We start from the raw sequence: 26,510 nt of genomic DNA on the forward strand, positions 1-26,510 counted from the left end.
CTCTGTTCTCCTTCTTGCCTACTTCGACATGAGCGGGTAAATAGTCTTCGCGTCGCCGGTGATCGGGTCGAAATATCCTTCGAAGGTGATGCCCTTCCAGTCTCCACGCCACTTGTTCGTAGCGGCGTCGACCACCCGGCCGTTCTCGAAGGACTTCTCCATGGCGCGCCTGACCTGCTTTTCCGTCCAACCCGGCGGAAAGAAGTTCGTCTTAGCGCGCTTCATCACCATCTCCCCGGTGCGCGGATCACGCACCACACATTGCCGGTGGTCAATCCCGTCTTGTGATCGATCTCAATGATCCTCGGGACCTTCACCATGTAGGGGTTGAGATCTCGGCCACCGGGTCGGAAATGGTAACCGGACACCTTGGGGTTGCCATTGCGATCGTACTTGAGCTCTCCCTGGAGCACGTGCTCGAAGGTGTGCTCAGGGATACGACCGCCCTTCGGCAGCGGAGGAAGCTCCTCCACCGTCGGCGGATCCTGTTGAGGAGTGGTGCTGTCTCCGCTGTGGCCCGTCCCCGAGTCCGCGCCCGGCTGGCCCGTGCCGGGGTCGGCGGGGTCGTGGGCCGAGTCGCCAAGGCCCGCGGGGTCATGGGGATCGCCGGCGTGACCGGAACCGGAGCCCTGACCCGCAGGGTCATGCTGACCGGTGCCGTGGCCGCTGCCGCCGGACGAGCCGTTGCCCCAGTGCCCCGCCCCGGAACCGCCGTGCTGGTGGCTCCCGCCGCCGGTGGTGCCACGGCCGCCCTCAGCACCCGTGTGCGGTGTGCCCGGCCCGGCGCCGGAGGAGGAACCGCGCCCGCTGCCGTGGGTCGGCACATGAGCGGTCGGGGATTCCCCGGCATGCCCGCCCGGGGCGTGGGATCCGCCGGTCGGGTGCGCCGGGCCCGACGGGTGGCCCGTTGAGTTCTCTGCGTCGCTGGGGCCGCCCGCGCCTTCCAGGACGCGTTCCCTGACCGGTGCCGGCTCGTGGGTGTTGGGCAGGTCGTCCTTGTGCGGCTCCCGGACCGGCTCGGTGTCGGGGACGACGTTGCCGTGCTCGTCACGGATGGTGCCGTCGTGGCCGATGACGCGCTTGTTGCCGTTCGGGTCGGTGTACTCGTGGCCGGCCGGGGGCGGGGTCGTTTCCGCCGGGTGCGGCGAGGTCCCGCCGGGCATGGTGTGGGCCATGTCGTCCACGCCCGCCCTGCTCGTCTTCAGGCCCTCCATGAAGTCGCCGACCTTGATCTTGGTGACGTTGGCGGCCTTGCCGAGGTAGCTCATCGGGTCGACGAGCACGCCCGCCTTGCCCATCGCCGTCGCGACCTCCGCGCCGACGCCCAGCTTTCCGGCCCTGCCGAGCTTGAGCAGCGAGCCGGAGCCGATGGTCAGGACGTTGAACATGACCGTCCCGCCGGCCCGCGCGGGATCCTTGCCCCACTCGTCCCACGCGACCAGCGACTTGCCGAAGTTGCGCAGGGCGGCCTTGTTCTTCTCCCGGTCGCTGTGGTCGGCCGGGCCGAGCATCCTGTCCATCGCCCAGTCCCACGGCGTGAGGAGGTAGCCGCTGACACCCTCGAAGACGTCGCCGATGCCCGACCAGGTCTCCTTGAGGGTGTCCATGTCGAACACGTTGACCATGTTGCCGAGGCCCTTGAGGGTGCCCCAGACGCCGTCGACGAAGAAGCCCTTCAGGCCGCTGCCGACGTTGTCCTTCGTCCACTCCCACGCGGCCCGCAGGCCCGTGTACTCGCGCTCGTCGGCCTTCCCCCAAGGCGTCTCCTTGGCGTCCTTGACGTCGCTCTCCTTGAAGCCGTACATGCCGGCCTTGTGTGAACCGTCGTCGACGACGAAGTGCGTGCCGCCCACCAGCGTGGTGATCTTGTTGGCCGCGTCGCGCTCGACGCCCTGGAACGCCACCCACGTCACGCCGACCTCGCGGACGAGGCGCGCGTTCTCGTCGATCTTGCCCTGGTCCTGCTGTCAGTCCTCGTCGTCCTTGTTGTCCGCGACGAACTTCTCCGCATCGAGGCGGAGTTGCTTCATCTTCGCCACCAGTGGACGGGCGGTCGACGCGAAAGTCGTCAGCGCCCCGCTGACGGACTCCAGCTTCGTCGCGAAGGCGTCCGCCTTGTCCCGGACGGGAATCGTCGAGTTGAGCAACTCCTCCTGTTCGGGAGCGTCGTAGACCGGGTCCAGTGCCTGGAAGGCGTTGTGCACGTCCCTGCCGGTGCCGCGGATGCTGGACGCGGTCGTCTTGAGCGGGGCCGCGTGCGTCTCCAAGGTCTCCAGGTTGCCGGTGAAGGTCGGTATCTTCCCGACCTCGATCACTTCTTGGGACCCTTCAGCTCTTCCGCGGTCGGAGCCTTGGAGTACTCCTCCTGCTTGTTCTTCGCCATCTGCAGGTCGCCCTTGACGTACTCCTCAGTGGCAAGGCGCGCCCCGGTGATGGACTTTCCCGTCCGAACGGGAAGGAACTTCAGGTCGTTTTCCGTTCGCTGCTGAAACTCAAGCAAGGCCTGGGCCACAGGGCCGAACGCGCCCTCCTTGGGCAGCTCGGTCCCGCCCAGCACCATCGTGCCCGCCCACGTCGCTGCGCCGACCACGCCGTCGCTGTACAACGTGAACTCTTCCTCGAACTTGCTGCCCGCTTCGGCGGTCTTGTTCAGGACGCCTTGGACGCCGGCCGGCTTGATGTCCCACGTAGACACGTTGTCCCCCGCTCCTCACAACGCTTCTCTCCAGTGCCCGACGCCGGCCGACGGCGCCGCCGCCCACCCGCACAGGTGATCCATTTCTATCAACCTGGCATTGCCGTCTGCAAAGTGAATGAGGGGCATTCCGGCCCGTCGACCACCCTCGTCGCGGAGTTGTGACACAGCGCGCAACGGCCCCTCGCCGTTTCACGACCACGCCGGCCTGGCCGACCACTGCGCAGGCCCGGTCGTAGTCGTCGGCCGTGGTGGCGTCTGCCGCCGCCCACGGGCAGGGGCACGACAGCCCGCGGATACGGCACACCCCCCGCGACAGACGTCGTCGCGGGGGGGTGTCGGGCCGTGTGCCAGGTCGTGGGCCAGGTCGTTCGCTACGCCGTGCGGCGCAGCAGGGCCAGGTACATCGCGTCCGTGCCGTGCAGGTGCGGCCACAGCTGGACGTCCGGGCCGTCGCCCAGCCCGGGGACGCCCTCCATGAAGGGCCTGGCGTCGATGAGTTCGGCGGACACCGGCGCGTTGCCGGCGCCGCGGCCCTTGAGGACGTCGTCCACCACGACCCGGGTCTCCGCCAGGTGCGGCGAGCACGTCGCGTAGCCGACGACCCCGCCGACCCGCACCGCCGACAGCGCCTGGCGCAGCAGCCCGCGCTGGAGCGGCGCGAAGCCCTCCAGGTCCTCCGGGCGTCGGCGCCAGCGGGCCTCCGGGCGGCGGCGCAGCGCGCCCAGGCCGGAGCACGGCACGTCCATCAGGACGCGGTCGAAGGAGCCCGGCAGCCACGCCGGGCGGGTGCCGTCCGCTGCGATGACCTGGTACGGGCCCGGGTTGCCCGCGAGCGCCCGCTCCACCAGTCGCGCACGGTGGGGCTGCTTCTCCGAGGCCAGCAGGAACGCCCCGCGCTCGGCCGCGAGTGCGGCGAGCAGCGCCGCCTTGCCGCCCGGGCCGGCGCAGCCGTCGAGCCAGCGCTCGTCGCGGCCCTCGACCGGCACGGCCGCCAGGGCCATCGCCACCAGCTGGCTGCCCTCGTCCTGTACGCCGGCGCGGCCCTCGCGCACCGCCTCCAGCGCCCCCGGCTCGCCGCCCTCGGCCATCCGGACGGCGTACGGCGACCAGCGCCCCGGGAGCGCAGACTCCTCGCCGACCGCCTCCAGCAGTTCCTGGGGCGTGGACCGGCCGGGCCGCGCGACCAGGGTCACCTCGGGCCGTTCGTTGTCGGCCTCCAGCAGGTCCTCGATCCCGGCGCGCCCGCCGCCCAGAGCATCCCACAGGGCGCTGACGACCCACCTGGGGTGCGAGTGGTAGACGGCGAGGTGCTCCTCGGCGTCCTCCTCGTAGGGCGGCGCGACCCGCTCCAACCAGCCCTCCAGGTCGTGCGCCGCGATCTTGCGCAGCACGGCGTTGACGAACTTGGCGCGTCCGTCCCCGAGCACCACCCGGGCCAGCTCCACGCTCGCCGAGACGGCGGCGTGGGTGGGGATCCGGGTGCCCAGCAGCTGGTGCGCGCCGAGGGAGAGCACGTCCAGGACCGGCGGGTCGACCTCGCGCAGCGGGCGGTCGATGCAGGCCTTGATGACCGCGTCGTAGGTGCCCTGGCGGCGCAGCGTCCCGTAGACCAGTTCGGTGGCCAGCGCCGCGTCGCGCGCCTCGAACTTCTCGTCCTGGCGGGCCTTCTTGAGCAGCGGCGGCAGGACGAGGTTGGCGTAGGCGTCGCGTTCGTCCACCGCCCGCAGCACCTCGAAGGCCAGCATCCGGACGGGGTCCTTCTGGGGCCGGCGGTAGGGCTTGGCCTGCTTGCCGCCCGCTCCCGCGGGGGCGGGCTTGCGACGGGGCTGACGGGGCTGTTCGCTCACGTGAAAGGTGCTCCGGATGTACGAGTGCTACGAGTGCTACGAGTGCTACAAGAGTTGCGGGTCTTGCGGGTGCTGAGAACCGCTGGGTGGTGCTGCCGGGACGCCGGGACTACGGGTGACTACGGGAACGTCCGCACTGATCAGCCTACGTCGGCTCCGCCGAGCCGCTCGCCGGGGGCGATCCGCACCCCGCGCGCCCAGTCGGCGGCGCGCATCGGCTTCTTGCCCTGCGGCTGGACCCAGAGCAGCTCGACGGCGTGCGAGCCGGTGCCGACGTAGACGTTGTTCTTGGCCGCGGACAGCGCGCCCGGCGCCAGGTCCGTACGGTCGGTGACCATGCCGAGCGAGATCAGCTTGAGCCGCTCTCCCCGGAAGACGGTCCACGCGCCCGGCGCCGGCGTGCAGCCGCGCACGACGCGGTCGGCGCGCATCGCGGGCGCCGTCCAGTCGATCCGGGCGTCCTCCACCGTGATCTTGGGTGCGAGGGAGATCCCGTCCAGGGGCTGGGCGACGGCGCGCAGGGTGCCGTCCTCGATGCCGTCCATGGTGGCGGAGAGCAGTCCGGCGCCGGCGAAGGCGAGGCGCGTCAGCAGGTCGCCGCTGTTGTCGGTCGGACGGATCTCCTCGGTGAGGACGCCGTAGACCGGGCCCGAGTCCAGGCCTTCCTCGATCTGGAAGGTGGAGGCGCCGGTGAGCTGGTCCCCGGCCATGATCGAGTGCTGGACGGGTGCGGCTCCGCGCCAGGAGGGCAGGAGCGAGAAGTGCAGGTTGACCCAGCCGTGGCGGGGGATGTCGAGGGCGCTCTTGGGGAGGATGGCCCCGTAGGCGACGACCGGGCAGCAGTCGGGGTCGATCTCGCGCAGCCGGGCCTGGAAGTCGGGATCGCGCGGCCGGGTGGGCTTGAGGACCTCGATGCCGGCCTCTTCGGCGCGTTCGGCGACCGGGCTGGCGACGAGCCGCCGGCCGCGGCCGGCCGGTGCGTCGGGCCGGGTGACGACGGCCGCGACCTCGTGCCGCCCGGAGGCGATCAGGGCGTCCAGGGCGGGTACGGCGACCTCGGGGGTGCCTGCGAAGACGAGCTTCACTGGGGGTCCTACCTCGCTATGTCGGCTGTCAGCAGCGCACCAGTCTATGGGGCGTCCGCCGAGCGGCCCACCTGTGGTGCCACGGGATGGCGAGGGGGCGCGCGTATACGCGCGCGCCACTCGCATATGCCGACACGCCCCCACAGCGTGACCTGGGCGACGGGTGGCGCGTTGGTCAAGAGAGATTGACCGAAACGGGCCGCGTGTGAACGATGTCTGCGGCCCGATCCGCCCTTCAGCACCGGTTCGAGAGGCTTCTTCATGGCCGACCACGCCACCCACGACGCCCAAGCCCGGGCCAGCCTGCACCTCCTGGTACGGGACATCGAGCGGGTTCGCCGCCAGGTGGATGCCTTGCGTACGCTCACCGCCCAGCTCGGCAACGTGTACCGCCCGCGTCGTTCGGGCCCGTCCACTGGCTTCGTCGTCTACGGCCGGGCGCCCGCGCCCACCGTCCGCCTCGCCCAGGAGCTGCGGGACAGCGTGGAGACGCTGGTCACCGCCGCTGTGGACTTCGACCGCTCGCTCGGCTTCTCGTGGGACGCGGTCGGCTCGGCGCTCGGTGTCACCAAGCAGGCGGTGCACCGCCGTTACGGTGCCCGGCGGGCGCAGTCCGCGGAGGCCTCGGAGCCGCTGGCCGAGGGGACGACCAGCCGGACCATGGGGCCGCTGCCCACCGTCCCGGCCGCCCGCTCGGTGCCACCGCAGCCGGTACGCGAGGAGGCCCAGGCCGCGGCCGCTGCGGGCGGTGCCGCCGCGCGCAGCCTCGGGGAGGCTCCCCGCTCCCCCGCCTTCCCCGGTCCGCGCAACGGCTGACCCCCTCCCCGCCGCCGGGACGCCGACCCCCGACGGCCGGCCCAGGGCCGCCGCGCAGGACACCGCCCCGGTGGGGAGGACCGTACGGTCCCCCACCGGGGCTTCGGCGTTCCGCGTCGCCGGATGCCCGACGGGTCGGCCGCGTAGGTGTCAGCCGATGCCCGACCCGACAGCTCCCCGCGTCGGTGTCAGCCGATGTCCGACGGGTCGATCCGGACCCGCACCGCCTCCGCCGCCGGGACACCGCGGGCCAGGCGCGCGGCCTGCGCGGACTTCAGCGCGGCCGCCAGGGCGGCCCCGCTGCCCGGCGGGACCCGGACCAGGGCGCGCTCCCCGGGGGACGCCTCCCCGCGCCGTCCGGGCAGCGGCACGGGGCCGAGGATCTCGGCGTCGGGCGGCAGCCCGGCCCCGGCCAGGAAGGTCTCCACGGCCTCGCCCCGCCCGGCGACCGCGGCCATCCGCGAGACGGGCGGGAAGCCGAGCTGGGCCCGCTCCGCGAGTTCGCGTACGGCGTGGCCCACCGGGTCCCAGCGGACGAGCGCCTGGACGGGGCGGAGCGTGGGCTCGGCGACCACCACGACCTGGCCGTCGGCCCGTACGAGGGAGGCGGCGGCGATCCAGCGGCGCAGTGCGTCCTCCCCGGCGCGCAGGTCGGGGCGGGTCAGCATGGCCCAGCCGTCGAGGAGCAGCGCGGCGGCGTACCCGGTGCCCGCGGCCACCGGTTCGGCGCCGGGGGTGCTCACGACGAGGGCCGGGCGGTCGGGTACCTCGTCCAGGACGTGGTCGCGGCCGGAGGTCCGTACGGGCACGGCCGGGAAGGCCCGCCCCAGTTCCTCGGCGGTGCGCCGGGCGCCCACGACCTGGGCGCGCAGCCGGAAGGAGCCGCATTCCCCGCAGTGCCAGGACGTCTCGCCGCGGCCGCACCAGCCGCACGTGAGGTCCCGCTCGTCGGGGGCTTCCAGGGGTCCGGCGCAGACGGTGCAGCGGGCGGGTGTCCGGCACCGCTCGCACGCCAGCCGCGGTACGTAGCCCCGGCGGGGCACCTGTACGAGGACGGGCCCGGTCTTGAGTCCTTCCCGTACGGTCTCCCACGCGAGGCTGGGCAGTCGGGCGGCGCGGGCCGCCTCGTCGCGGGCGAGGAGTTCGTCGCCGACGGTGCGGATCCGGGGCGCGTGGGCCCGTACCGTCTCGCGGGCCGCCACCAGCGGGCGGGCCCAGCCGGTCTCGACGAGCTGGGCGGCCTCTACGGTGCAGCTGGTGCTGCCGGCGAGGAAGCCGCAGCCGTCACTGACGGCGCGCAGTTCCAGCACCTCGCGGACGTGCGGGAAAGGGGCGCGGTCCTCGCTGTGGCTGGAGTCGCCGTCGTCCCAGATCGCGACCAGTCCGAGGTCGCGTACGGGGGCAAACATCGCGGCCCGGGTGCCGATGACGGCGCGGACGGAGCCGCGGTGGACCGCGAGCCACTGGCGGTAGCGCTTCTCGGGTCCGGACTCCGCGGTCAGCAGGGCGTGCCGTCCTTCGCCGAGGAGGGCGGTCAGGGCGGCGTCCACCCGTGCGGCGGTCCGGCCGTCGGGGAGGACGGCGAGGGCGCCGCGGCCGGAGGCCAGGGTGGCGGCCATGGCCCGGGCGAGTTCGTCGGCCCAGCCAGGGCCGGGCAGCGCGGTCCACACCGCGCGGGGGGTGGCGCCGGCGGCGAGGGCGCGCAGGAAGCCGGGGCCCGCTTCGTACCGCTCCCAGCCGGCGGGCTCGGGCGCGGGGGGCGGGGGCAGCGGCTCCGGGGAGGGCTTGGCCTCGGCGCGGGCGTTGCGCGGGGGCAGGGCGAGCTGGAGTACGTCGGCGAGGCTGCCGGCGTACCGGTCGGCGACGGCGCGGGCGAGCGAGAGCATGTGCGGGCTGAGGACGACCTCGGGAGAGACGACCTGGGCGAGGGCGGCGAGGGCTCCGTTGTAGTCGGACTCGGCGCGGCGCTCCACGATGAAGCCGTCGATGAGGCCGCCGCCCTCGCGGCGGCCTCCGTGCACCTGGTGGGAGCCGGCGCCGAAGCGGACGCGGACGCGGACGCCGGGCTGGGCGGCCTCGGACAGCTCGGCGGGCACGGCGTAGTCGAAGGTCCGGTCGAGGTGGAGCACGCCCTTGTTGACGAGGACCCGGGCGACGGGCAGCTCTTCGGCCAGGGCGGCCCCCCGCCAGGTACGCGGCTTCGCCTTGGGCGCCTTGGCCTTCGCCTCGGCGACCATCTCCCGGATCAGTGCGAGCTGCTCCGGCGGGGAATCATTCGCGCTGCTCACATCAGCATTCTTACCAAACCGCTCTGACAGGCGGGCGTACGCGTATGGCCCCGGACCACGGGGTCCGGGGCCATACGTCGGGTGGTCCTTACAGACCGGCGGCGGCGCGCAGGGCGTCCACGCGGTCGGTGCGCTCCCAGGTGAAGTCCGGCAGGTCGCGGCCGAAGTGGCCGTAGGCGGCGGTCTGGGCGTAGATCGGGCGCAGCAGGTCGAGGTCGCGGATGATCGCGGCCGGGCGCAGGTCGAAGACCTCGCCGATCGCGTCCTCGATCTTCTGCGTCTCGACCTTGGCGGTGCCGAAGGTCTCGACGAAGAGGCCGACGGGCTCGGCCTTGCCGATGGCGTACGCGACCTGGACCTCGCAGCGCGAGGCGAGGCCGGCGGCGACCACGTTCTTGGCGACCCAGCGCATGGCGTAGGCGGCGGAGCGGTCGACCTTGGACGGGTCCTTGCCGGAGAAGGCGCCGCCACCGTGGCGGGCCATGCCGCCGTAGGTGTCGATGATGATCTTGCGGCCGGTCAGGCCGGCGTCGCCCATCGGGCCGCCGATCTCGAAGCGGCCGGTCGGGTTCACCAGCAGGCGGTAGCCCTCGGTGTCGAGCTTGATGCCGTCCTCGACGAGCTGGGCCAGGACGTGCTCGACGACGAACTCGCGGATGTCGGGCGCGAGCAGCGAGTCGAGGTCGATGTCGGAGGCGTGCTGCGAGGAGACCACGACGGTGTCGAGGCGGACGGCCTTGTCGCCGTCGTACTCGATGGTGACCTGGGTCTTGCCGTCGGGGCGCAGGTACGGGATGGTCCCGTTCTTGCGGACCTCGGACAGGCGCTTGGACAGCCGGTGCGCGATGTGGATCGGCAGCGGCATGAGCTCGGGGGTCTCGTCGCAGGCGTAGCCGAACATCAGGCCCTGGTCGCCGGCGCCCTGCTTGTCCAGCTCGTCCTCGTCGCCCTCGACGCGCTTCTCGTAGGCGGTGTCGACGCCCTGCGCGATGTCCGGGGACTGGGCGCCGATGGACACCGAAACGCCGCAGGAGGCGCCGTCGAAGCCCTTCTTCGAGGAGTCGTAGCCGATTTCGAGGATCTTGTCCCGGACGAGCTGCGCGATCGGCGCGTAGGCCTTCGTCGTCACCTCACCCGCGATGTGCACGAGACCCGTGGTGATGAGGGTCTCGACGGCGACGCGCGAGGTCGGGTCCTCGGTGAGGAGTGCATCGAGGATCGTGTCGCTGATCTGGTCAGCGATCTTGTCGGGGTGGCCCTCGGTGACGGACTCCGAGGTGAACAGACGACGGGACACAACGCTCCCTGGGGTTGCAGCGGCTGCTGGCTGATCATTTGGCGGAACCACATCGGGGGCTGCGCCCGATCACGTTCCGGATGCAGTTTATCGGTCGCGACCGTTGCCCGGACCATCCGTCTCGCCTTGTGGGAGCCGTGTGACCTGCGGCACTGACATTCTTACGTACGGAGGTGACCGAGTGAAGGGGAATCGGCTCAGGCGCGTCGGGATGTGAACCGCTGCGTAACCTGGTCCCAAATCACTTCGGCAAGGGCTTCCTTCGGTCCGTAGGGCACCGGAATTTCAGACCCGTCGGAGGCCAGGATGACCGCTTCGTTCTCCTCGGATCCGAAGGTGCGGCTCTCCCCGACCTCGTTCACGACGAGAAGATCACACCCCTTGCGGCGGAGCTTGGCGCGGCCGTTGTCGAGGACGTGGTCGGTCTCCGCGGCGAAGCCCACGACCACCTGGCCCTCGCGGGCCCGGTCGGCCGAGATCTCGGCGAGGACGTCGGGGTTGCGCACGAGCGCGACCGGAGCGGGGTCCTCCCCGTCCTTCTTCTTGATCTTGCCGCCGGCGTACTCGGCGGGCCGGAAGTCGGCCACGGCCGCGGCCATGACCACGGCGTCGGCGTCCGCCGCTGCCTTGAGGACCGCTTCGCGCAGCTGCACGGCCGTTCCCACGCGTACGACGTCCACCCCGGCGGGGTCGGCCAGCGCGGCGTTGGCCGAGACCAGGGTGACCCGCGCCCCGCGGGCGACGGCCGTACGGGCGAGCGCGTAGCCCTGCTTGCCGGAGGAGCGGTTGCCGAGGAAGCGCACCGGGTCCAGCGGTTCGCGGGTGCCGCCCGCGCTGATCACGACGTGGCGGCCGGCGAGGTCCGCCTCGGCGACGCCGCGGCGCAGGACCTGCCGGCACACCTCGAAGATCTCCTCGGGGTCGGGCAGCCGCCCCTTGCCGGTGTCCTTGCCGGTGAGCCGGCCCACGGCGGGCTCGATGACGACGGCGCCGCGGCGGCGCAGCGTGGCGACGTTCTCCTGGGTGGCGGGGTGCTCCCACATCTCGGTGTGCATGGCCGGGGCGAAGACCACGGGGCAGCGTGCGGTGAGCAGGGTGTTCGTGAGCAGGTCGTCGGCGAGGCCGTGGGCGGCCTTGGCCAGCATGTCGGCGGTGGCCGGGGCGACGACGACGAGGTCCGCGGCCTGGCCGATGCGGACGTGCGGGACCTCGTGGACGGTCTCCCACACCTCGGTGGAGGCGGGGTTCCCGGACAGGGCGGCCCAGGTGGCCTCGCCGACGAAGTTCAGGGAGGCGGCCGTGGGTACCACCCGTACGTCGTGCCCGGACTCGGTCAGCCGGCGGAGCAGTTCGCACGCCTTGTAGGCGGCGATGCCGCCGCTGACGCCCAGCACGACCTTCGGCTTACCCATCCGAGCACACCCCTTTTGACACTCTCGACTCGTCCGACACGTTCGGCTCTGACCGTCGTACCCACCCATGACACACCACAGGCCCGGCAGATGTTCTGCCGGGCCTGTGGTGAAGGATTTTCTCGGTGCCTTACTGGGCCGGGGCCTCGATGGCCTCGGAGGTCAGCAGACCCGCGTTGATCTCGCGCAGCGCGATCGAAAGCGGCTTCTCGTGGACGTGGGTGTCCACCAGCGGGCCGACGTACTCGAGCAGGCCCTCACCGAGCTGCGAGTAGTACGCGTTGATCTGACGCGCGCGCTTGGCCGCGTAGATCACGAGGCTGTACTTCGAGTCAGTGGCCTCGAGCAGCTCGTCGATCGGCGGGTTGATGATGCCCTCGGGCGCAGTGATGGAAGAGGACACGCTCTACCTTCCGAAGATGGATGAAAGATTGGGCCGTCTGGGTCGGGCGAACCTGTGAGGATCGATCGACGATTCAGACAACTTCCATCAAGGCTAGCAGCTCACGGGCTACGTCCTCGACGGAGGTGTTGACCAGGGTGACGTCGAACTCCGACTCGGCAGCGAGTTCGATCTTGGCAGCGGCGAGCCGGCGGTCGATCACCTCGGCCGATTCGGTACCCCGGCCGGTCAGCCGGCGGACCAGCTCCTCCCAGCTCGGCGGGGCCAGGAAGACCAGCTGGGCCTCGGGCATGGACTCGCGGACGAGCCGTGCGCCCTGGAGGTCGATCTCCAGCAGTACGGGCTCGCCGTTTTCGAGGCGTTCCAGCACCGCGCCGCGCGGTGTGCCGTAGCGGTTGCCCGCGAACTCGGCCCACTCCAGCAGCTCGCCGTTGGCGATCAGCTTGTCGAACTCGTCGTCGTTGACGAAGAAGTACTGGACTCCGTGTCGCTCACCGGGCCGCGGCTTGCGGGTGGTGGCCGACACCGAGAGCCATACCTCGGGGTGAACCTTGCGCATATGCGCGACGACCGTGCTCTTGCCGACCCCTGAGGGGCCGGAGAGCACGGTCAGCCGCGGACGAACCTCTGCTGCCATAGAGCGATTATCCAGGTTCTCGGGACTGCCTGAGAACACCGGGAGAACGCCAGGCGACGCCTCAGGCGCCGGTGCTGCCGAACTCGCGCTCCAGAGAGGCGATCTGGTTGGAGCCGAGACCTCGAACACGCCGGGACTCGGAGATGCCGAGACGCTCCATGATCTGCTTGGCGCGCACCTTGCCCACGCCAGGCAGGGACTCAAGCAGGGCGGAGACCTTCATCTTGCCGATGACGTCGTTCTCCTGACCCGTCTTGATGACCTCTTGGAGCGAGGCGCCGGAGTGCTTGAGTCGATTCTTCACCTCGGCCCGCTCCCGGCGAGCCGCGGCGGCCTTTTCGAGCGCGGCTGCGCGCTGTTCAGGGGTAAGGGGCGGAAGAGCCACGCCTACGTCACCTCGGATGTCGAACTGTCGGATACGGACCGGTGGGGAACCCAAGGGCACCACACCAGGCGAGCTCCCGAACAGCGATGGAACTCGTTCGCTGCGCGTTCACTCTGCTCGGAGACTAGCGGCCAAGACCGCTCCAGTCAGCGAGAACGAACGAAAAGTCCTGGTCAGCCTCCACTGAACCGTACATCACGGACAAAATACCCCTGTTTTGTCCGGGGAAGAGCGTTCGAATTTCGTCAGAAAGTGCGAGACCCCGCTCCGCACGGCTGCGGAGCGGGGTCTCGCGAGGTCCTGCCGGGTGTCCCTACGCGGAAACGGCCTCGCTGATCTCGTCGGCGAAGCGCCGCGCCGCGTCGCGCAGGGCGCTCACGTCCGGGCCGTGCCCCAGGACACCGCGCGAGACGTTCGGGACCACGTTGCGCACGGCCTTGCCGAAGACCGCCGGCAGGTCCGCCGCGGTCGCGCCCTGCGCGCCGATGCCGGGCGCCAGCAGCGGCCCGTTGATGTCGAGGTCGAAGGAGGACAGATCGCCCAGGGTCGCACCGACCACCGCGCCGAAGGATCCCATCGGGGAGGCGCCGGCGTTCTCCGCGGCCAGGTGCGCCAGCATCGTGGCCCCGATGGTCCGGCCGTCCTCGCGGACGGCACGCTGGACCTCGGCGCCCTCCGGGTTCGACGTCAGGGCCAGGACGAACAGGCCAGCGCCCGACGCGCGCGCCAGCTCCACGGCCGGCGCCAGCGAGCCGTAGCCGAGGTACGGGGACACCGTCAGCGCGTCCGAGAACAGCGGCGAGGCCGGGTCCAGGAAGGCCGAGGCGTACGCGGCCATGGTCGAGCCGATGTCGCCGCGCTTGGCGTCCATGACGACCAGGGTCCCTGCCGCCCGGGCGTCCGCGACGGTCTGCTCCAGGACGGCGACACCCTTCGAGCCGAACCGCTCGAAGAAGGCGGCCTGCGGCTTGAAGACCGCCACCGACTCCGCGAGCGCCTCGACGACCGTGCGGGAGAAGCGCTCCAGGCCCGCGATGTCGTCCTGGAGGCCCCACTGCGCCAGCAGGGCGGCGTGCGGGTCGATGCCCACGCACAGCGGGCCGCGGGAGTCCATCGCGGCGCGCAGGCGGGTGCCGAACGGGGTCAGGGTCACTGTGCGGCCTTTCGGGTCTCGGCGCCCACCGCGTCGGCGAGCGTCGCGTACGGGCTGGCGGCCAGGCGTGCGGCCAGGCCCTTGTGGATGGCTCGGGCGTAGCACGGGCCCTCGTAGATGAAGGCGCTGTAGCCCTGGATCAGCGTGGCGCCGGCCAGGATCCGCTGCCAGGCGTCCTCGGCGTTCTCGATGCCGCCGACCCCGACGAGGACCAGCCGGTCGCCCACACGGGCGTACAGGCGGCGCAGGACCTCCAGGGAGCGCTCCTTGACGGGTGCGCCGGAGAGTCCTCCGGTCTCCTTGACCAGGGACGGGGAGGACTTCAGGCCGAGGCCCTCGCGGGCGATGGTGGTGTTGGTGGCGATGATGCCGTCGAGGCCGAGCTCCAGGGCCAGGTCGGCGACGGCGTCGACGTCCTCGTCCGCGAGGTCGGGTGCGATCTTGACGAGGAGCGGGACGCGGCGGTCGGTCACGGTGCGGTCCGCGGCCTCGCGCACGGCGGTCAGCAGGGGGCGCAGCGACTCGGTCGCCTGGAGGTTGCGCAGGCCGGGGGTGTTGGGCGAGGAGACGTTGACGACGAGGTAGTCGGCGTGGCGGGCGAGGCGCTCGGTGGAGGTGACGTAGTCCCCCACGGCCTCCTCCTCGGGCACCACCTTCGTCTTGCCGATGTTCACGCCGACGACGGTCCGGAAGACCGCCTCGCGGGCGGCCAGGCGGGCCGCGACGGCCTCGGAGCCCTCGTTGTTGAAGCCCATGCGGTTGATCAGCGCGCGGTCCGGGACGAGCCGGAACAGCCGCTTCTTCGGGTTGCCGGGCTGGGCCTGTGCGGTGACCGTGCCGATCTCGACGTGGTCGAAGCCGAGCATCGACATGCCGTCGATGGCGACGGCGTTCTTGTCGAAACCGGCGGCCAGGCCGAAGGGGCCGTGGAAGCGCAGGCCCAGGGCCTCGGTGCGCAGCTCCTTGTGGCGGGGGGCGAGGTAGGCGGCGACGAAGGTGCGCAGCACCGGGGTGCGGGCTGCCAGGCGGATCCAGCGGAAGGCCGTGTAGTGGGCCTGCTCGGGGTCCATCCGCTTGAAGACCAGGTTGAAGAACAGCTTGTACATCGTCCGATTTTTCCCTTGAATCCCTTGTGCGCTCGGATGGACCTCATGAAAGGGGGGACACCGGTCGCTGTCGCCGGTGCCCCCCTTTCGTACGGGCTGCTAGTCGCGGGCCGCGGTCAGGTGCTCCGCGTGCTCCTGGAGTGAGCGGACGCCCACGTCGCCGCGGTTGAGCGCGTCGATGCCCTGGACGGCCGCGGCGAGCGCCTGGACCGTGGTCAGGCACGGGACGCCGCGCGCCACGGCGGCGGTGCGGATCTCGTAGCCGTCGAGGCGGCCGCCGGTGCCGTACGGGGTGTTGACGATCAGGTCGACCTGGCCGTCGTGGATCAGCTGGACGATGGTCTTCTCGCCGCCCGGGCCCTCGCCCTCGCTGAGCTTGCGCACCGCGGTGGCGTTGATGCCGTTGCGGCGCAGGACCTCGGCGGTGCCGGAGGTGGCCATCAGCTCGAAGCCGTGGGCGACGAGCTCGCGGGCCGGGAAGATCATCGAGCGCTTGTCGCGGTTGGCGACGGAGATGAAGGCGCGGCCCTTGGTGGGCAGCGGGCCGTAGGCTCCGGCCTGCGACTTGGCGTAGGCGGTGCCGAAGACGGCGTCGATGCCCATGACCTCGCCGGTGGAGCGCATCTCCGGGCCGAGGACGGTGTCCACGCCGCGGCCGTGGATGTCGCGGAAGCGCGACCACGGCATGACGGCCTCCTTGACGGAGATCGGCGCGTCGATCGGCAGGGTGCCGCCGTCGCCGGTCTTCGGGAGCAGGCCCTCTTCGCGCAGTTCGGCGACGGTGGCGCCGAGGGAGATGCGGGCGGCGGCCTTCGCGAGCGGGACGGCGGTGGCCTTCGAGGTGAAGGGCACGGTCCGGGAGGCGCGCGGGTTGGCCTCCAGGACGTAGAGGATGTCGCCGGCCATCGCGAACTGGATGTTGATCAGCCCGCGGACGCCGACGCCCTTGGCGATGGCCTCGGTGGAGGCGCGCAGGCGCTTGATGTCGTAGCCGCCGAGGGTGATCGGGGGCAGGGCGCAGGCCGAGTCGCCGGAGTGGATGCCGGCTTCCTCGATGTGCTCCATGACGCCGCCGAGGTAGAGCTCGTTGCCGTCGTAGAGGGCGTCGACGTCGATCTCGATGGCGTCGTCGAGGAAGCGGTCGACCAGTACGGGGCGGGTCGGGGAGATCTCGGTGGACTCCGCGATGTACGACTCCAGGCGGGCCTCGTCGTAGACGATCTCCATGCCGCGGCCGCCGAGCACGTAGGAGGGGCGCACCAGGACCGGGTAGCCGATCTCGTCGGCGATCGCCTTCGCGCCGGCGAAGGTGGTGGCCGTGCCGTGCTTGGGGGCGGGCAGGCCGGCCTCGGCGAGGACACGGCCGAAGGCGCCGCGGTCCTCGGCGGCGTGGATGGCCTCCGGGGAGGTGCCCACGACGGGGACGCCGTTGTCCTTGAGGGCCTGGGCGAGGCCCAGGGGGGTCTGGCCGCCGAGCTGGACGACGACGCCGGCGATGGGGCCGGCGAGGGACTCGGCGTGGACGATCTCCAGCACGTCCTCAAGCGTGAGCGGCTCGAAGTACAGGCGGTCGGAGGTGTCGTAGTCGGTGGAGACGGTCTCCGGGTTGCAGTTGACCATCACGGTCTCGTAGCCGGCGTCGCTGAGGGCGAAGGAGGCGTGGACGCAGGAGTAGTCGAACTCGATGCCCTGACCGATGCGGTTCGGGCCGGAGCCCAGGATGATGACCGCGGGCTTGGTGCGCGGGGCGACCTCGGACTCCTCGTCGTAGGAGGAGTAGAAGTACGGGGTCTTCGCGGCGAACTCGGCGGCGCAGGTGTCGACCGTCTTGTAGACCGGGCGGACGCCGAGGGCGTGGCGGACCTCGCGGACGACGTCCTCGCGCAGGCCGCGGATCTCCGCGATCTGGGCGTCGGAGAAGCCGTGCCGCTTGGCCTCGGCGAGCAGCTCGGGTTCCAGCTTCTCGGCTCCGGCGAGCTCGTCGGCGATCTCCTTGATCAGGAAGAGCTGGTCGACGAACCAGGGGTCGATCTTCGTGGACGCGAAGACCTCTTCCTGGGTGGCGCCGGCGCGGATGGCCTGCATGACGGTGTTGATGCGGCCGTCGGTGGGGCGGACGGCGGTGGCGAGGAGCTCGTCCTTGTCGCCGGGCTCGCCGACGAAGGTGAACTGCGAGCCCTTCTTCTCCAGGGAGCGCAGGGCCTTCTGCAGGGCCTCGGTGAAGTTGCGGCCGATGGCCATGGCCTCGCCGACCGACTTCATGGTGGTGGTGAGGGTGGCGTCGGCGGCCGGGAACTTCTCGAAGGCGAAGCGGGGGGCCTTGACGACGACGTAGTCGAGGGTCGGCTCGAAGGAGGCCGGCGTCTTCTCGGTGATGTCGTTGGGGACCTCGTCGAGGGTGTAGCCGATGGCCAGCTTGGCGGCGATCTTGGCGATCGGGAAGCCGGTGGCCTTCGACGCGAGCGCCGAGGAGCGCGAGACGCGCGGGTTCATCTCGATGACGATGACGCGGCCGTCGACCGGGTCGATGGCGAACTGGATGTTGCAGCCGCCGGTGTCGACGCCGACCTCGCGGATGATCGCGATGCCGATGTCGCGCAGCCGCTGGTACTCGCGGTCGGTGAGCGTCATCGCGGGGGCGACGGTGATGGAGTCGCCGGTGTGGACGCCCATCGGGTCGAAGTTCTCGATGGAGCAGACGACGACCACGTTGTCCTTGGTGTCGCGCATCAGCTCCAGCTCGTACTCCTTCCAGCCGAGGATGGACTCCTCCAGGAGCACCTCGGTGGTCGGGGAGAGCGTGAGGCCCTGGCCGGCGATGCGGCGCAGCTCGTCCTCGTCGTGGGCGAAGCCGGAGCCGGCGCCGCCCATGGTGAAGGAGGGGCGGACGACGACGGGGTAGCCGCCGAGGGTCTCCACGCCGGCGATGACGTCGTCCATGGAGTGGCAGATGACCGAGCGGGCGGACTCGCCGTAGCCGATCTTGGCCTTGACGGCCTCGACGACGCCCTTGAAGAGGTCGCGGTCCTCGCCCTTGTTGATGGCCTCGACGTTGGCGCCGATGAGCTCGACGCCGTACTTCTCCAGCACGCCCTGCTCGTGCATGGAGATGGCGGTGTTCAGCGCGGTCTGGCCGCCGAGGGTCGGGAGCAGCGCGTCGGGGCGCTCCTTGGCGATGATCTTCTCGACGAACTCGGGGGTGATCGGCTCGACGTACGTGGCGTCGGCGATCTCCGGGTCGGTCATGATCGTCGCGGGGTTGGAGTTGACCAGGATGACGCGCAGGCCCTCGGCCTTGAGGACGCGGCAGGCCTGGGTGCCGGAGTAGTCGAACTCGGCGGCCTGTCCGATGACGATCGGGCCGGAGCCGATGACCAGGACGGACTGGATATCGGTGCGCTTAGGCACGCTCGGCCTCCATCAGGGCGGTTTCCATCAAAGACGTGAAGCGGTCGAAGAGGTACGCGGCGTCGTGCGGGCCGGCAGCCGCTTCGGGGTGGTACTGGACGGAGAAGGCCGGCTGGTCGAGCAGCTGGAGCCCTTCGACGACCTGGTCGTTCAGGCAGACGTGGGAGACCTCGGCGCGGCCGTAGGGGGTCTGGGAGACCTTGTCGAGGGGGGCGTCGACGGCGAAGCCGTGGTTGTGCGCGGTGACCTCGACCTTGCCGGTGGTGCGGTCCTGGACCGGCTGGTTGATGCCGCGGTGGCCGTACTTCAGCTTGTAGGTGCCGAAGCCGAGCGCGCGGCCGAGGATCTGGTTGCCGAAGCAGATGCCGAAGAGCGGGGTCTTGCGCTCCAGGACGCCCCGCATGACGGCGACGGGGCCGTCGGCGGTGGCCGGGTCGCCCGGGCCGTTGGAGAAGAACACGCCGTCCGGGTTGACCGCGTACACGTCCTCGACGGTGGCGGTGGCGGGCAGCACGTGCACCTCGATGCCGCGCTCGGCCATGCGGTGCGGGGTCATGCCCTTGATGCCGAGGTCGACGGCGGCGACGGTGAAGCGCTTCTCGCCGATCGCGGGGACGACGTACGCCTCCTTGGTGGCCACCTCGGCGGAGAGGTTCGCGCCCTTCATCTCGGGCTGGGAGCGGACCTTGGCCAGGAGGGCGTCGTCGCGGACGCCCTCCCAGTCCGCGCCGGAGAAGATGCCGACGCGCATGGCGCCGCGCTCGCGCAGGTGGCGGGTCAGGGCGCGGGTGTCGATGCCGGAGATGCCGACGACGCCCTGCCGCACGAGCTCCTCGTCCAGCGTGCGCCGGGAGCGCCAGTTGGAGGGGACGCGGGCGGGGTCGCGCACGACGTAGCCGGAGACCCAGATGCGGGAGGACTCGGGGTCCTCGTCGTTGACGCCGGTGTTGCCCACGTGGGGGGCGGTCATCACGACGACCTGCCGGTGGTACGACGGGTCAGTGAGGGTCTCCTGGTAGCCGGTCATGCCGGTGGAGAACACGGCCTCGCCGAAGGTCTCCCCCACTGCGCCGTAGGCGCGGCCGCGGAAGATGCGGCCGTCCTCCAGGACGAGTACGGCGGGAGCTTTGGCTGCTCCCCTGGTGGAGGTCGTCATCGTTCGGCGCCTTCCGTCGTGATGGATGGGTTCATGAGGTTGATCGCTTCGACCCATGCGGCGTGTTCGGCCGCGCGGTCGGAGCGGAATCCGGAGTCGATCAGCTTGTCGCCGTGCGCCCAGGTGACGACGAGCAGACCGCCCTCGGTGAGTACCTTGCCCGCGATTCCCTTGTCGAGGCGGGCGCCGCGCAGCTGCGCGGCCGGTACGAAGAAGTCGCCTGCGCCCGGTCGGACCACGTCGATGCCCGCGTCGGTGAGCGTGAGCTCGACCCGGCTGCGGATGCCCAGACCGTGGGCGACGATCCGGTCGAGCCACTGCCCGGCGGTGGTGGAGCCGTGGTATCGGCCGGTCAGGGCCAGCCGGTGCGCGGGGAGGCCGTCGGGGGTGGCGGGGAGCTCGGGCAGATCGTTCTGCAGAGCCCCTCGCCATTTCCAGCCCTGCCGCATCAGCCAGTACACGAACGCGATGAAGACGACGAGGCCGACCACCCAGGCGATGCGTGCGCCGACTTCGGTCACCTCCGCCGACTGTCGTTCGGCGGCCTCGGCGGCCAGTTGGATCACTGCAGGTGTCACGCCAGTTTCCCGTCCACGACCGTTGCCCGGCCCCGCAGGAAGGTATGAGTGACGCGTCCCGGAAGCTCACGGCCCTCGTAAGGCGTGTTGCGGCTCCGGGAGGCGAAGTGTGCGGGGTCCACGACACCACGGTACGAGGTATCGACCAAGGTCAGGTTCGCGGGTTCACCTGCCGAGACGGGACGGCCGTGGCCCGCCAGGCCGCCGATGCGCGCCGGGGCGAAGGACATCCGCTCCGCGACGCCCGCCCAGTCGATCAGTCCGGTCTCCACCATCGTCTGCTGGACGACGGAGAGCGCGGTCTCCAGGCCGACCATGCCCATGGCGGCGGCGGCCCATTCGCAGTCCTTGTCCTCGTGCGGGTGCGGGGCGTGGTCGGTGGCGACGATGTCGATCGTGCCGTCGGCGAGCGCCTCGCGCAGGGCCATGACGTCGCGCTCGGTGCGCAGCGGCGGGTTGACCTTGTAGACCGCGTTGTAGGAGCGGACCAGCTCGTCGGTGAGGAGCAGGTGGTGCGGGGTGACCTCGGCGGTGACGTCGATGCCGCGGGACTTGGCCCAGCGGACGATCTCGACGGAGCCGGCGGTGGAGAGGTGGCAGATGTGGACGCGGGAGCCGACGTGCTCGGCGAGGAGGACGTCGCGGGCGATGATCGACTCCTCGGCGACGGCGGGCCAGCCGCCGAGGCCGAGCTCGGCGGAGACGACGCCCTCGTTCATCTGGGCGCCCTCGGTGAGGCGGGGCTCCTGGGCGTGCTGGGCGACGACGCCGCCGAAGGCCTTCACGTACTCCAGGGCGCGGCGCATGATCACGGCGTCGTCGACGCACTTGCCGTCGTCGGAGAAGACGGTGACGCGGGCTGCGGACTCGTGCATGGCGCCCAGCTCGGAGAGCTGCTTGCCCTCCAGGCCGACGGTGACGGCGCCGATGGGCTGCACGTCGCAGTAGCCGGACTCCTTGCCCAGGCGCCAGACCTGCTCGACGACGCCGGCGGTGTCGGCGACGGGGAAGGTGTTCGCCATGGCGAAGACGGCGGTGTAGCCGCCGGAGGCGGCGGCGCGGGTGCCGGTCAGGACGGTCTCGGAGTCCTCGCGGCCGGGCTCGCGCAGGTGGGTGTGCAGGTCGACGAGGCCGGGGAGGAGGACCTGGCCCTCGGCCTCGATGACGGTCGCGCCCTCGGCGGACAGCCCCCGCCCGACCTCGGCGATGGTCTCGCCGTCGATCAGGACGTCCTGTGCCTCGCCGCCGAGTACCTTCGCGCCACGGATAAGGATCTTGCTCATGGTTACTTGCTCTCCTCGGTACGGGCGGGGGTGACGGCGGGCTCGGAGCCTCCGAGCAGCAGGTAGAGGACGGCCATCCGGGTGGAGACGCCGTTGGCGACCTGCTCGACGGCGGTGCAGCGGTCGGAGTCGGCGACCTGGGCGGTGATCTCCATGCCGCGGTTCATCGGGCCGGGGTGCATCACGATGGCGTGCTCGGGCATCTTGGCCATGCGGTCGCCGTCGAGGCCGTAGCGGCGGGAGTACTCGCGCTCGGTCGGGAAGAAGGCGGCGTTCATGCGTTCGCGCTGCACACGGAGCATCATCACCGCATCCGACTTCGGCAGCACGTCGTCGAGGTTGTACGAGACCTCGCACGGCCAGGTCTCGACGCCGATCGGGACCAGGGTGGGCGGGGCCACCAGGGTGACCTCGGCGCCGAGGGTGTGCAGCAGGTGGACGTTGGAGCGGGCCACGCGGCTGTGCAGGACGTCGCCGACGATGGTGATGCGGCGGCCGTTCAGGTCCTTGCCCAGGCCCGCGTCGCGGCCGACGAGGCGGCGGCGCATGGTGAAGGCGTCCAGCAGGGCCTGGGTGGGGTGCTCGTGGGTGCCGTCGCCGGCGTTGACGACGGCGGAGTCGATCCAGCCGGAGGTCGCGAGCCGGTAGGGGGCGCCGGAGGCGTGGTGGCGGATGACGACGGCGTCGGCGCCCATCGCCTCCAGGGTCAGCGCGGTGTCCTTGAGGGATTCGCCCTTGGAAACCGAGGAGCCCTTGGCGGAGAAGTTGATGACGTCGGCGGAGAGCCGCTTGGCGGCGGCTTCGAAGGAGATCCGGGTGCGGGTGGAGTCCTCGAAGAAGAGGTTGACGACGGTGAGGCCGCGCAGGGTGGGCAGCTTCTTGATCGGCCGGTCCGCGACGCGGGCCATCTCCTCGGCGGTGTCGAGGATCAGGACGGCGTCGTCGCGCGTGAGATCGGCGGCCGAGATGAGGTGGCGCTTCATCTGGATGGCTCCGTAGGTCGGGAGGGCATGCAGGCGGACGGACGTGCAGGGGTGCGGGCGGGCAGGGCAGGGCTCGGCGCGGACCCCGCCGGGGTCCGTCGTCGTGGCGGGCTACTGCCCTGCTGCCTGGGCGGTCCGCTGGCCGAGCAGCACGGCGTCACGGCCGTCCTCCTCCTGGAGCTGGACCTTGACGGTCTCCCGCAGCGACGTGGGGAGGTTCTTGCCGACATAGTCGGCGCGGATCGGCAGTTCGCGGTGGCCCCGGTCGACGAGGACGGCGAGCTGGACGGCACGCGGGCGGCCGAGGTCGCCGAGGGCGTCGAGCGCGGCGCGGATGGTGCGTCCGGAGAAGAGGACGTCGTCGACGAGGACGACGAGGCGGCCGTCGAGGTCGTCGCCGGGGATCTCGGTGCGGCCGATCGTGCGGGCGGGCTTCATCCGCAGGTCGTCGCGGTACATGGTGATGTCGAGGGAGCCGACCGGGATCTTCGTGCCGGTGATCTCTTCGAGCTTGGCAGCCAGCCGGCGGGCCAGGTACACACCGCGGGTGGGGATGCCGAGGAGCACCACGTCGTCGGCGCCCTTGGCACGTTCGACGATCTCGTGGGCGATACGGGTCAGGACCCGTGCGATGTCCTGCGCCTCCAGTACGGGGCGCGCGGAATCGGAGTTCTGCTGGGCGTCCATGAAAAGGACCTCCTTCTCCGCCTCACGGGACGGACCTTAAAGGACGTCTGATGTACGTCTCCCACGGTACCAGGGAGGCGGCGGTGGCCCGGCACCCGGGGTCGGCGCGGGGGCGTCCACGGGGCTGCTGGCGCCGCCCTCGCGGGGGGAGGGAGACCATTCGGCTTGACGCACCCAAGTAACGCTGCGTAACCTCACAGTGAGTTACCAGCCGCGCGGCGGAGCCGCACGTAGTTATGTAGTCGCAGTGTCCATGCAGTCACAGCGTCACAGCGTCCGGGAGCGTTATGTCCAGCGAATACGCCAAACAGCTCGGGGCCAAGCTCCGCGCCATCCGCACCCAGCAGGGCCTTTCCCTCCACGGTGTCGAGGAGAAGTCGCAGGGCCGGTGGAAGGCCGTGGTGGTCGGGTCGTACGAGCGCGGGGACCGAGCCGTAACCGTCCAGCGCCTGGCCGAACTGGCGGACTTCTACGGGGTGCCGGTGCAGGAACTGCTGCCGGGCACGACTCCCGGCGGAGCGGCCGAGCCGCCGCCGAAGCTGCGCCTCGACCTGGAGCGTCTGGCGGGCGTCCCCGCCGAGAAGGCCGGTCCGCTGCAGCGTTATGCGGCGACGATCCAGAGCCAGCGCGGTGACTACAACGGCAAGGTGCTGTCGATCCGCCAGGACGACCTGCGCACCCTGGCCGTCATCTACGACCAGTCGCCCTCGGTCCTGACCGAGCAGCTCATCAGCTGGGGCGTGCTCGACGCGGACGCCCGTCGCGCGGTGGCGCACGAGGACGTCTGATCCTCGCGGACGTCTGATCCTCGCGGACGTCTGATCCTCGCGTTCCACACCAGCAGAAACGTTTACCGGTGGGCGCCGGGCCCTTGCGGGGTCCGGCACCCACCGGTTTTTGCGTCCCGCCGCGCCCCCAGGGCCGTACGGCGACAACGGAAGGGCCCGCAGCGCGTGCGCTGCGGGCCCTTCCGAATGCCGGTGCCGGTGCCGGCCGTGGTCGGCGTGCGGTCAGCTCTCGCTGCGCCGCAGGCTCGGCTTCAGGTCCTTGAAGCGGGCCAGCAGCCCGTTCACGAACGAGGGGGACTCGTCCGTGGAGAACTCCTTGGCGAGCTGGACGGCCTCGTCGATGGCCACGGCGTCCGGGGTGTCGTCCACCCAGATCAGCTCGTAGGCACCGAGCCGCACGATGTTCCGGTCCACAACCGGCATGCGGTCGAGGTCCCAGTCCACGGCGTAGGTGACGATCAGGTCGTCGATGCGGTTCACCTTGTCGGCGTAACCCTCGACGAGATCCATCGTGAAGGCGCTGACCGGCGGCTGCCGGTCGTCCGACCGCGCGTGGCGGATCCAGTCCGCGAGGACCTCGCGGACGGACACCCCGCGCTGGTCGGCCTCGAAGAGGATCTGGAAGGCGCGCTTGCGCGCGTTGCTCCGGGCAGCCACGGTTAGCTGTTCACCCGGCCGAGGTAGGCGCTGGTGCGGGTGTCGACCTTGATCTTCTCGCCGGTGGTGACGAAGAGCGGGACCTGGATCTCGTGGCCGGTCTCCAGCTTGGCGGGCTTGGTGCCGCCGGTGGAGCGGTCGCCCTGGACGCCCGGGTCGGTGTGCTCGATGGTCAGCTCGACGGCGGCCGGGAGCTCGACGTAGAGCACCTCGCCCTCGTGCTGGGCCACGGAGGCGGTGAAGCCCTCGATGAGGAAGTTGGCGGTGTCGCCGACGGCCTTCTTGTCGACCATCAGCTGGTCGTAGGTCTGCATGTCCATGAAGACGAAGTACTCGCCGTCCATGTAAGAGAACTGCATGTCACGGCGGTCGATGGTGGCCGTCTCGACCTTCGTGCCGGCGTTGAAGGTCTTGTCGACGACCTTGCCGGAGAGCACGTGCTTGAGCTTGGTGCGCACGAAGGCCGGGCCCTTGCCGGGCTTGACGTGCTGGAACTCGACGACGGACCAGAGCTGGTCACCGTCGAGCTTGAGCACCATGCCGTTCTTGAGGTCGTTCGTGGAAGCCACGGTTGCGGAATCTCCTGCACTGGAAGACCACGGGTGCGCGCACGACCCGGCAGTGCGGGCTAGAGCGCGAGCAGCTCCTTGGTCGTAATGGTGAGTAGCTCGGGACCGCCGTCCGCCTCGGGGCGTACGACGAGCGTGTCATCGATCCGGACACCTCCCCGGCCGGGGAGGTGAACCCCCGGTTCGACGGTGACCGGCACGCAAGCGTCCAGTTTACCCATTGCCGTAGGTGCAAGCTGCGGGTCCTCGTCGATTTCGAGGCCGACACCGTGTCCCATCCCTGGAGCGAGGGCCTCCGCGTGCCCCGCGGAGTCCAGTACGGACCGCGCCGCGTGGTCCACCTCCCGGTAGGCGGCCCCCGGCAGGAGCGCCTCCCGGCCCGCCCGCTGGGCGGTGAAGACGCAGTCGTAGAGCTCGATCTGCCAGTCGGCCGGGGTGGTGCCGATGACGAAGGTACGGCCGATCTCGCACCGGTAGCCGCGGTAGTTGGCACCCAGGCAGACGGAGAGGAAGTCCCCTTCCTCCACCCTGCGGTCGGAGGGCCGGTGCCGGGAGCGGCCGGAGTGCGGGCCGGTGCCGACGGAGGTCGGGAAGGCCGGTCCGTCCGCCCCGTGGTCGACGAGCCGGCGCTCCAGTTCCAGCGCGAGGTGGCGTTCGGTGCGCCCGACGAGGATGGACTCCAGCAGCTCGCCCAGTGCCTGGTCGGCGATCTCGGCGGCGATCCGCAGGCAGGCGATCTCCCCCTCGTCCTTGACGAGGCGCTGCTGCTCCACGGCGTTGCCGAGGTCGGCGAGGCGCAGCCTGGGCGCGACGGACCGCAGGGCCCGGTGCCGGGCGACGGTGAGGTGGTGCTCCTCCACGGCGAGCGAGTCGGCCCGCACGGAGGAGGCGGCGTCGGCGGCGGCGGCGACGGCGGGGTCCCCGCCGGGGCCGGCCAGCACGCTGACCCGGAGGTGTTCGTCGAGGCGGCCCTCGTCGGCCTCGCCGGTGGGTGCGCCGGCGCAGAACATCGCGTCCTCGGTCGGTCCGACGAGCAGTACGGCGCCGAGCGGTGACGCCCCGGAGAGGTAGCGGACGTTCGCCGGACGCGTGATCAGCGCTGCGGCGTTCCCCGCGGCGGCGCATCGGTCGCGAAGCAGGCCCCGACGGGCGGCGTACACGTCTGACATGTCTTCGAGCGTACGAGCGCACCGCGGATCCGGCCCGGCGAGCGCGTCCGGACGAGGCGCGGTGGGGCCCGCCGCGGCGGGCCGCCTCCCTGTCCTCCCCCGCCC

The 26,510-nt window shown here is 71.1% G+C and carries 25 protein-coding genes; 2 read left to right on the plus strand and 23 right to left on the minus strand.

The genetic code is table 11. From position 1 onward, the window contains the following. Positions 1 to 18 precede the first annotated feature (18 nt). The 6 genes from ACFWFZ_RS15580 to fmt form a co-directional block, all read right to left on the minus strand. Positions 19 to 225: an EndoU domain-containing protein gene (locus ACFWFZ_RS15580; RefSeq protein ID WP_387122330.1), complete on the minus strand. Its 207-nt coding sequence runs from the start codon at positions 223 to 225 to the stop codon at positions 19 to 21. Beyond that, a complete protein-coding gene (locus ACFWFZ_RS15585) occupies positions 225 to 1,913 on the minus strand; it encodes a hypothetical protein (RefSeq protein WP_387122333.1) in 1,689 nt (562 codons plus the stop codon). Before ACFWFZ_RS15585 ends, ACFWFZ_RS15580 begins: the two co-directional genes overlap by 1 nt. A gap of 54 nt (positions 1,914 to 1,967) precedes the next feature. Beyond that, positions 1,968 to 2,315, minus strand: a complete 348-nt coding sequence (locus ACFWFZ_RS15590; RefSeq protein WP_387122336.1) for a hypothetical protein — start codon at positions 2,313 to 2,315, stop codon at positions 1,968 to 1,970. Beyond that, positions 2,312 to 2,695 (minus strand): DUF6507 family protein, encoded by a 384-nt coding sequence (locus tag ACFWFZ_RS15595; RefSeq protein ID WP_387122340.1) that lies wholly within the window; start codon positions 2,693 to 2,695, stop codon positions 2,312 to 2,314. The genes ACFWFZ_RS15590 and ACFWFZ_RS15595 overlap by 4 nt, the downstream gene beginning before the upstream one ends. 374 nt (positions 2,696 to 3,069) lie before the next feature. Continuing rightward, positions 3,070 to 4,545: an RsmB/NOP family class I SAM-dependent RNA methyltransferase gene (locus ACFWFZ_RS15600; protein WP_387122343.1), complete on the minus strand. Its 1,476-nt coding sequence runs from the start codon at positions 4,543 to 4,545 to the stop codon at positions 3,070 to 3,072. Positions 4,546 to 4,685: 140 nt separating this feature from the next. Further along, a complete protein-coding gene (fmt, locus tag ACFWFZ_RS15605; RefSeq protein ID WP_387122346.1) occupies positions 4,686 to 5,630 on the minus strand; it encodes a methionyl-tRNA formyltransferase in 945 nt (314 codons plus the stop codon). Between the two features lie 261 nt (positions 5,631 to 5,891). On the opposite strand from fmt, the gene ACFWFZ_RS15610 reads away from it, so the two are divergent. After that, positions 5,892 to 6,446: a hypothetical protein gene (locus ACFWFZ_RS15610; RefSeq protein ID WP_387122349.1), complete on the plus strand. Its 555-nt coding sequence runs from the start codon at positions 5,892 to 5,894 to the stop codon at positions 6,444 to 6,446. A 188-nt stretch (positions 6,447 to 6,634) separates the two neighbouring features. Here ACFWFZ_RS15610 and ACFWFZ_RS15615 read toward each other — a convergent pair whose 3' ends face one another. The 14 genes from ACFWFZ_RS15615 to pyrR all read right to left on the minus strand — a co-directional run bounded on the left by ACFWFZ_RS15615 (position 6,635) and on the right by pyrR (position 23,222). After that, entirely contained in the window at positions 6,635 to 8,734 is a 2,100-nt protein-coding gene (locus tag ACFWFZ_RS15615; RefSeq protein WP_387122352.1) for a primosomal protein N', read from the minus strand. Between the two features lie 88 nt (positions 8,735 to 8,822). Then, positions 8,823 to 10,031 (minus strand): methionine adenosyltransferase, encoded by a 1,209-nt coding sequence (metK, locus tag ACFWFZ_RS15620; protein ID WP_387122355.1) that lies wholly within the window; start codon positions 10,029 to 10,031, stop codon positions 8,823 to 8,825. Between the two features lie 197 nt (positions 10,032 to 10,228). Beyond that, positions 10,229 to 11,443, minus strand: a complete 1,215-nt coding sequence (coaBC, locus tag ACFWFZ_RS15625; RefSeq protein ID WP_387122358.1) for a bifunctional phosphopantothenoylcysteine decarboxylase/phosphopantothenate--cysteine ligase CoaBC — start codon at positions 11,441 to 11,443, stop codon at positions 10,229 to 10,231. A 130-nt stretch (positions 11,444 to 11,573) separates the two neighbouring features. After that, a complete protein-coding gene (gene rpoZ / locus ACFWFZ_RS15630) occupies positions 11,574 to 11,846 on the minus strand; it encodes a DNA-directed RNA polymerase subunit omega (RefSeq protein WP_004948662.1) in 273 nt (90 codons plus the stop codon). 73 nt (positions 11,847 to 11,919) lie between these two features. After that, on the minus strand, positions 11,920 to 12,483 hold the full coding sequence (gmk, locus tag ACFWFZ_RS15635) for a guanylate kinase (protein ID WP_075969978.1): 564 nt from the start codon (positions 12,481 to 12,483) through the stop codon (positions 11,920 to 11,922). 61 nt (positions 12,484 to 12,544) lie between these two features. After that, the gene (locus ACFWFZ_RS15640; RefSeq protein WP_030008746.1) at positions 12,545 to 12,868 is read right to left on the minus strand and encodes an integration host factor; all 324 of its coding nucleotides are present in this window, start codon (positions 12,866 to 12,868) and stop codon (positions 12,545 to 12,547) included. Positions 12,869 to 13,181: 313 nt separating this feature from the next. After that, on the minus strand, positions 13,182 to 14,021 hold the full coding sequence (pyrF, locus tag ACFWFZ_RS15645) for an orotidine-5'-phosphate decarboxylase (protein WP_387122363.1): 840 nt from the start codon (positions 14,019 to 14,021) through the stop codon (positions 13,182 to 13,184). Next, complete coding sequence (locus ACFWFZ_RS15650) at positions 14,018 to 15,127, minus strand: quinone-dependent dihydroorotate dehydrogenase (RefSeq protein WP_387122366.1); 1,110 nt, start codon at positions 15,125 to 15,127, stop codon at positions 14,018 to 14,020. The genes pyrF and ACFWFZ_RS15650 overlap by 4 nt, the downstream gene beginning before the upstream one ends. 99 nt (positions 15,128 to 15,226) lie before the next feature. Further along, positions 15,227 to 18,535, minus strand: coding sequence for a carbamoyl-phosphate synthase large subunit (gene carB / locus ACFWFZ_RS15655; RefSeq protein ID WP_387122368.1), 3,309 nt, complete (start codon positions 18,533 to 18,535; stop codon positions 15,227 to 15,229). Then, on the minus strand, positions 18,528 to 19,691 hold the full coding sequence (gene carA, locus ACFWFZ_RS15660) for a glutamine-hydrolyzing carbamoyl-phosphate synthase small subunit (RefSeq protein ID WP_387122371.1): 1,164 nt from the start codon (positions 19,689 to 19,691) through the stop codon (positions 18,528 to 18,530). Before carA ends, carB begins: the two co-directional genes overlap by 8 nt. Further along, positions 19,688 to 20,269, minus strand: coding sequence for a hypothetical protein (locus tag ACFWFZ_RS15665; protein WP_387122375.1), 582 nt, complete (start codon positions 20,267 to 20,269; stop codon positions 19,688 to 19,690). The genes carA and ACFWFZ_RS15665 overlap by 4 nt, the downstream gene beginning before the upstream one ends. Further along, positions 20,266 to 21,552: a dihydroorotase gene (locus ACFWFZ_RS15670; RefSeq protein WP_387122377.1), complete on the minus strand. Its 1,287-nt coding sequence runs from the start codon at positions 21,550 to 21,552 to the stop codon at positions 20,266 to 20,268. The genes ACFWFZ_RS15665 and ACFWFZ_RS15670 overlap by 4 nt, the downstream gene beginning before the upstream one ends. Before the next feature lie 2 nt (positions 21,553 to 21,554). After that, positions 21,555 to 22,535: an aspartate carbamoyltransferase catalytic subunit gene (locus ACFWFZ_RS15675; RefSeq protein ID WP_387122380.1), complete on the minus strand. Its 981-nt coding sequence runs from the start codon at positions 22,533 to 22,535 to the stop codon at positions 21,555 to 21,557. A 111-nt stretch (positions 22,536 to 22,646) separates the two neighbouring features. Then, positions 22,647 to 23,222 carry a bifunctional pyr operon transcriptional regulator/uracil phosphoribosyltransferase PyrR gene (gene pyrR / locus ACFWFZ_RS15680; RefSeq protein ID WP_387122383.1) on the minus strand — a complete coding sequence of 192 codons (576 nt, stop codon included), beginning with the start codon at positions 23,220 to 23,222 and terminating at the stop codon, positions 22,647 to 22,649. 287 nt (positions 23,223 to 23,509) lie between these two features. Here pyrR and bldD point away from each other — a divergent pair, with 287 nt between their 5' ends. Continuing rightward, a complete protein-coding gene (gene bldD, locus ACFWFZ_RS15685) occupies positions 23,510 to 24,010 on the plus strand; it encodes a transcriptional regulator BldD (protein WP_030026184.1) in 501 nt (166 codons plus the stop codon). Positions 24,011 to 24,232: 222 nt separating this feature from the next. Here the strand turns inward: bldD and nusB are convergent, their stop codons facing one another. Genes nusB through ACFWFZ_RS15700 form a run of 3 tightly spaced genes read right to left on the minus strand, consistent with a single transcriptional unit; the run spans position 24,233 to position 26,405 of the window. Continuing rightward, positions 24,233 to 24,667 carry a transcription antitermination factor NusB gene (gene nusB, locus ACFWFZ_RS15690; protein WP_030830207.1) on the minus strand — a complete coding sequence of 145 codons (435 nt, stop codon included), beginning with the start codon at positions 24,665 to 24,667 and terminating at the stop codon, positions 24,233 to 24,235. A 2-nt stretch (positions 24,668 to 24,669) separates the two neighbouring features. Next, positions 24,670 to 25,236, minus strand: coding sequence for an elongation factor P (gene efp / locus ACFWFZ_RS15695; RefSeq protein ID WP_030656220.1), 567 nt, complete (start codon positions 25,234 to 25,236; stop codon positions 24,670 to 24,672). 59 nt (positions 25,237 to 25,295) lie between these two features. After that, on the minus strand, positions 25,296 to 26,405 hold the full coding sequence (locus ACFWFZ_RS15700; protein ID WP_387122388.1) for an aminopeptidase P family protein: 1,110 nt from the start codon (positions 26,403 to 26,405) through the stop codon (positions 25,296 to 25,298). Positions 26,406 to 26,510: the final 105 nt, after the last annotated feature.

The sequence above is a fragment of the Streptomyces sp. NPDC060232 genome, from assembly GCF_042726555.1.
In the GTDB taxonomy this organism is placed as follows: domain Bacteria; phylum Actinomycetota; class Actinomycetes; order Streptomycetales; family Streptomycetaceae; genus Streptomyces.

Coding starts and splice junctions, on each gene's coding strand:
- ACFWFZ_RS15610 (WP_387122349.1), top strand. CDS start 5,892: ATGGCCGACCACGCCACCCACGACGCCCAAGCCCGGGCCAGCCTGCAC.
- ACFWFZ_RS15650 (WP_387122366.1), bottom strand. CDS start 15,127: ATGTACAAGCTGTTCTTCAACCTGGTCTTCAAGCGGATGGACCCCGAG.
- bldD (WP_030026184.1), top strand. CDS start 23,510: ATGTCCAGCGAATACGCCAAACAGCTCGGGGCCAAGCTCCGCGCCATC.
- ACFWFZ_RS15700 (WP_387122388.1), bottom strand. CDS start 26,405: ATGTCAGACGTGTACGCCGCCCGTCGGGGCCTGCTTCGCGACCGATGC.
- coaBC (WP_387122358.1), bottom strand. CDS start 11,443: ATGGGTAAGCCGAAGGTCGTGCTGGGCGTCAGCGGCGGCATCGCCGCC.
- carA (WP_387122371.1), bottom strand. CDS start 19,691: ATGACGACCTCCACCAGGGGAGCAGCCAAAGCTCCCGCCGTACTCGTC.
- ACFWFZ_RS15580 (WP_387122330.1), bottom strand. CDS start 225: ATGAAGCGCGCTAAGACGAACTTCTTTCCGCCGGGTTGGACGGAAAAG.
- gmk (WP_075969978.1), bottom strand. CDS start 12,483: ATGGCAGCAGAGGTTCGTCCGCGGCTGACCGTGCTCTCCGGCCCCTCA.
- ACFWFZ_RS15675 (WP_387122380.1), bottom strand. CDS start 22,535: ATGAAGCGCCACCTCATCTCGGCCGCCGATCTCACGCGCGACGACGCC.
- ACFWFZ_RS15670 (WP_387122377.1), bottom strand. CDS start 21,552: ATGAGCAAGATCCTTATCCGTGGCGCGAAGGTACTCGGCGGCGAGGCA.
- pyrR (WP_387122383.1), bottom strand. CDS start 23,222: ATGGACGCCCAGCAGAACTCCGATTCCGCGCGCCCCGTACTGGAGGCG.